The sequence below is a fragment of the Pseudomonas sp. NPDC089534 genome, assembly GCF_044749305.1.
In the GTDB taxonomy this organism is placed as follows: Bacteria; Pseudomonadota; Gammaproteobacteria; order Pseudomonadales; family Pseudomonadaceae; genus Aquipseudomonas; species Aquipseudomonas ekonensis.
The window spans coordinates 1-4,870 of record NZ_JBIVHR010000173.1; the positions used below are offsets into that span (position 1 = coordinate 1).

The window sequence follows — 4,870 nt, forward strand, 5'->3', positions numbered from 1 at the left end:
CTCGGCCCTGGGCATCCCGATCACCACCTACGTCAACATGATCTCCGGCCCGCGCAAGGCGCACGAACTCGACGGACCCCAGGAAGTGCATCTGGTGCTGCTCGACAACGGCCGCAGCCAGGCCTTCGCCGACAGCGAACTGCGCCAGACCCTCAACTGCATCCGCTGCGGCGCGTGCATGAACCATTGCCCGGTCTACACCCGCGTCGGCGGCCACACCTACGGCGAGGTCTACCCAGGCCCCATCGGCAAGATCATCACGCCGCACATGGTCGGCCTGGCGAAGGTGCCGGACCATCCGAGCGCATCGTCCCTGTGCGGGGCCTGCGGCGAGGTGTGCCCGGTGAAGATTCCGATCCCATCGCTGCTGCGCCGCCTGCGCGAAGAGAACGTCAAGGCGCCGGACGCGCCGAACCCGGTGATGCGCGGCCAGGGCAGCAAGTATTCGCGCAAGGAACGCTTCATCTGGAACGCCTGGGCCAAGCTCAACAGCTCGCCGGCGCTGTACCGGCTGTTCGCGTTCGCAGCCACCCGCCTGCGCGCGCTGACGCCGAACAATGTCGGCCCATGGACACAGAACCACAGCGCGCCGAAACCCGCCGCCCGCTCGTTGCACGACATGGCCCGCGAACATCTGGGCAAACAGGGAGACCGCTGATGAGCGCCAAGCAAAACATCCTCGGCAAGTTGCGCAAGAGTCTGACCGGCACCACACCGATTGCCGACAACTTCGATGTCGATCTGGTGACGCAGCCTTACACCTACACGGCCGAACAACGCATCCCGCAACTGCGCAAACTGATGGAAGCGGTGCACACCGAAATCCATCTGACCACCGGCGGCGGCTGGCCTGCCCTGCTCGCTCAGTTGCTGCGCGACCGTCAGTTACCCAGCCTGCTGATCGCACCGACCACCGCCCACGGCCAACAGATCGCACAGCACTGGTCGAACAATCCCGGCCTGCCGGTGCTCAAGGCCTACGACCGGCCGATGGAAGAATGGAAAGCCGAGCTGTTCAACGATACCCCGGCGAGCCTCACCGGCACCCTCGGCGCCATCGCCGCCACCGGCAGCCTGATCCTCTGGCCGACCCGGGAAGAGCCGCGCCTGATGAGCCTGGTGCCGACCGTGCATTTCGCCCTGCTCAAGGCCAGCCAGATCCGCGACAACTTCTATCAGGTGCAGCAGGAATTCGAATGGGCCCAGGGCATGCCGACCAACGCGCTGCTGGTGTCCGGTCCGTCGAAGACCGCCGACATCGAACAAGTGCTGGCCTACGGCGCCCACGGCCCGAAAGACCTGGTGGTGTTGATCCTGGAGGACGAATGACATTACCGGCGGCTTTCCTGCGCGATGCGCAGCAACTGATTCCGGCCGAACGCCGCTTCGACGATCCCTTGTCGACCCTGGCGTTCGGCACCGACGCGAGCTTCTACCGGCTGATCCCGAAACTGGTGGTCCGCGTCGAATCCGAAGACGAAGTGGTGGCGCTGTTGAGGCTGGCCCGCCGCGACCGGGTGCCGGTGACCTTCCGAGCCGCCGGCACCAGCCTGTCCGGCCAGGCGATCAGCGACTCGGTGCTGATCGTGCTGGGCGACAACTGGAACGGCCGCGAGATCCGCGGCCACGGTGTGCAGATCCGCCTGCAACCGGGCGTGATCGGCGCACAGGCCAACGCCTGGCTGGCGCCGTTCGGACGCAAGATCGGGCCGGATCCGGCGTCGATCAACGCCTGCAAGATCGGCGGCATCGTCGCCAACAACGCCAGCGGCATGTGCTGCGGCACTGCGCAGAACACCTATCACACCCTGGCCGGCATCCGACTGGTGCTGGCCGACGGCACGCGCCTGGACACCGAAGATGCCGCCAGCGTCGCGGCGTTTCGCGCAAGCCACGGCGAACTGCTGGAGCGTCTGGCGACACTGGGCCGCGAGACCCGCGCCAATGCCGAATTGGCTGCGCGAATCCGCCACAAATACCGTCTGAAAAATACTACCGGGCTGTCGCTCAATGCCCTGGTGGATTTCGACGAGCCTGTGGATATCTTGAGCCACCTGCTGGTCGGCTCCGAAGGCACCCTCGGCTTCATCAGCGCGGTGACCTACGACACCGTGGTCGACCACCCGAACAAGGCCTCGGCGCTGATCGTGTTCCCGGATGTGGAGACCTGCTGCAACGCCGTGACGGTGCTCAAGCGCCAACCGGTGTCCGCCGTGGAACTGCTCGACCGGCGCAGCCTGCGCTCGGTGCAGGACAAACCCGGCATGCCGGATTTCGTACAGCATCTGTCAAACAATGCCTGCGCCTTGCTGATCGAATCCCGCGCCGCGTCTTCCACATTGCTGCAGGAACAGTTGGCGCAGATCATGGCGTCGCTCAGCGGATTCCCGGTGGAAAAACAGGTCGACTTCACCGAAGACCCGACCGAAAACGCCCGGCTCTGGGCGATCCGCAAGGACACCTTTCCCGCCGTCGGCGCGGTGCGCAAGACCGGCACCACGGTGATCATCGAAGACGTGACCTTCCCGGTGGAACAACTGGCCATCGGTGTGAACCGTCTGATCGAGCTGTTCGACAAACACCGCTACGACGAGGCGATCCTTTTCGGACACGCGCTGGAAGGCAATCTGCACTTCGTCTTCACCCAAGGCTTCAACAGCGCGGAAGAAGTCGCACGCTACCAGGCGTTCATGGACGACGTGGCGCAACTGGTGGCGGTGGAGTTCGGCGGTTCGCTGAAGGCCGAGCACGGCACTGGGCGCAACATGGCGCCGTTCGTCGAACTGGAATGGGGCAGCGACGCCTACCAGTTGATGTGGCAACTCAAGCGCCTGCTCGACCCCGACGGCATCCTCAACCCGGACGTGGTGCTCAGCGAAGACCCGCAGATCCACCTCAAGCACCTCAAACCGCTGCCGGCGGCGGACGAGATCGTCGACAAGTGCATCGAATGCGGCTTCTGCGAACCGGTCTGCCCGTCGAAGGGCCTGACCCTGAGCCCGCGCCAGCGCATCGTGATCTGGCGTGACATCCAGGCGAGGAAGCGCGCCGGGATCGACACCACCGAGTTGGAAAGAGCCTACGACTACCAAGGCATCGACACCTGCGCCGCCACCGGCCTGTGCGCACAGCGCTGCCCGGTCGGCATCAATACCGGCGAGCTGGTGAAAAAGCTCCGGGGCCGACACGCCACCCATACGAAAACCGCCAACTGGATCGAAGGAAACTTCGCCACAACGCTGCAAGGCGCACGCTTCACCCTGCACGTGGCCAACGGCGCCCGCATGCTGCTCGGCGCCCCTCGGCTGGCGAAGCTGTCGGCGACGCTGACGCGTCTGTCCAAGGGGCAAGTGCCACAGTGGACGAACGCGATGCCGCAACCGGAGCGCGCCGTGCGCTTCAGCCCGGCCGTCAGCGACGAGCGCCCGCGTGTGGTGTATCTGGCGGCGTGCGTGTCGCGGGTGATGGGGCCGGCGGCGGGTGACCGGGAACAGATGTCGCTGTACGACAAAACCCGTCAGTTGCTGGAAAAGGCCGGTTATCAGGTGGTCTTCCCGGAGAATCAGGACAGCCTCTGCTGCGGCCAGCCGTTCGCCTCCAAGGGCTATGCCGAGCAGGCCGAGCACAAGCGCCAGGAACTGATCGGCGCCCTGCTCCAGGCCAGCCGCGGCGGGCTCGATCCGATCTACTGCGACACCAGTCCCTGCACCCTGCGGCTGGTGCAGGATGTCGGCGATGTTCGCCTGGACCTGTACGACCCCGTGCGCTTCATCCGTACGCATCTTCTCGACCGACTGGAGTTCACGCCCCAAGACGCACCGATTGCCGTGCACGTGACCTGCAGCACCCAGCACCTGGGCGAAAGCCAGGCGCTGATCGACCTGGCGCGCAAGTGCAGCAAGAACGTGGTCATCCCGGAAGGCATCCACTGCTGCGGCTTCGCCGGCGACAAGGGCTTCACCACGCCGGAACTCAACCGCCATTCGCTGCGCACCCTCAAGGACGCGGTGCAGCAGTGCAGCGAGGGGATCTCCACCAGCCGCACCTGTGAGATCGGCCTGACGCAGCACGGCGGCATCGACTACCACGGGCTGGTCTACCTGGTGGATCGCGTGACCCGGGCCAAACGGAGCGAAACGCCCGCCTGAAAAAAAACAGAACCCTGACGCCGACCGGCAGTCCACCGAACAAGCCCCGCAGCACGGGGCTGTTCCTTCATCCGATTGCCCGTCCTGACGGCCAGCGAAGTCTGGATCCTCAGTTCAAGGAGATTGCCATGAAACGTTCTGTGCTGTTCGGCCTGTTCGCCACTGCCTCAATGATGACCTGCACCGCGTTCGCCGCCGGCGACCTGTGCGACACCAACCTGCAAACCATCGCCAACGCCAAGGCCCAGATTCCTGCGGACATGACCGCCCGGGTGGAGGCCAGCGTCCAGCAGGCCAAGGCCTACCAGGCGCAAAACACCGACGATGGCACCAAGAAATGCATCACCGAAACCACCCAGACCCTCCAGGACATCCGCAACGCCAACAAGGACGGCAAGAGCTGATCCGTGAACGGGCCAACCTTCGGGTTGGCCTCGCCAGCGGTTTGGCGTACACTGCACATGCCTGTTGTTCAAAGAGAAATACCGAGCAACGGGTTCGGGGCCGATTAGGATTCGACGCCGGTGGCGAAACTTTAGGTGCATGCCGAGTTGGTAACAGAACTCGTAAATCCACTGTTGCAACTTCTTATAGTTGCCAATGACGACCAATACGGTGCTGCTCTCGCTGCTTAATTGCAGCTGACATGCACTCCTGGTGCCTTCGGGCCCAGCAATCATCAGGGGATGTCTGTAAACCCGAAATGAGTGTCATATAGAACA

4 protein-coding genes and 1 other RNA gene are annotated in these 4,870 nt (G+C 64.2%); all 5 read left to right on the forward strand.

Features of this window, described 5'->3' with window-relative positions:
- The coding region (locus ACIP0B_RS27865) for a lactate utilisation protein LutB domain-containing protein (protein ID WP_400838299.1) at positions 1-658 on the forward strand (658 nt) is incomplete at its 5' end.
- Positions 658-1,329 carry a lactate utilization protein C gene (locus ACIP0B_RS27870; RefSeq protein WP_400838302.1) on the forward strand — a complete coding sequence of 224 codons (672 nt, stop codon included), beginning with the start codon at positions 658-660 and terminating at the stop codon, positions 1,327-1,329. The genes ACIP0B_RS27865 and ACIP0B_RS27870, both read left to right, overlap by 1 nt.
- A complete protein-coding gene (locus ACIP0B_RS27875) occupies positions 1,326-4,148 on the forward strand; it encodes an FAD-binding and (Fe-S)-binding domain-containing protein (RefSeq protein WP_400838305.1) in 2,823 nt (940 codons plus the stop codon). Before ACIP0B_RS27870 ends, ACIP0B_RS27875 begins: the two co-directional genes overlap by 4 nt.
- A 128-nt stretch (positions 4,149-4,276) precedes the next feature.
- Positions 4,277-4,552, forward strand: coding sequence for a hypothetical protein (locus ACIP0B_RS27880; protein ID WP_400838308.1), 276 nt, complete (start codon positions 4,277-4,279; stop codon positions 4,550-4,552).
- A gap of 96 nt (positions 4,553-4,648) precedes the next feature.
- Positions 4,649-4,870: a transfer-messenger RNA gene (ssrA, locus tag ACIP0B_RS27885) on the forward strand; the annotation flags it as partial.

Excerpts from the sequence above, each read along its gene's own strand:
- ACIP0B_RS27880 (WP_400838308.1), top strand. The coding sequence starts at position 4,277 with ATGAAACGTTCTGTGCTGTTCGGCCTGTTCGCCACTGCCTCAATGATG.
- ACIP0B_RS27875 (WP_400838305.1), top strand. The coding sequence starts at position 1,326 with ATGACATTACCGGCGGCTTTCCTGCGCGATGCGCAGCAACTGATTCCG.
- ACIP0B_RS27870 (WP_400838302.1), top strand. The coding sequence starts at position 658 with ATGAGCGCCAAGCAAAACATCCTCGGCAAGTTGCGCAAGAGTCTGACC.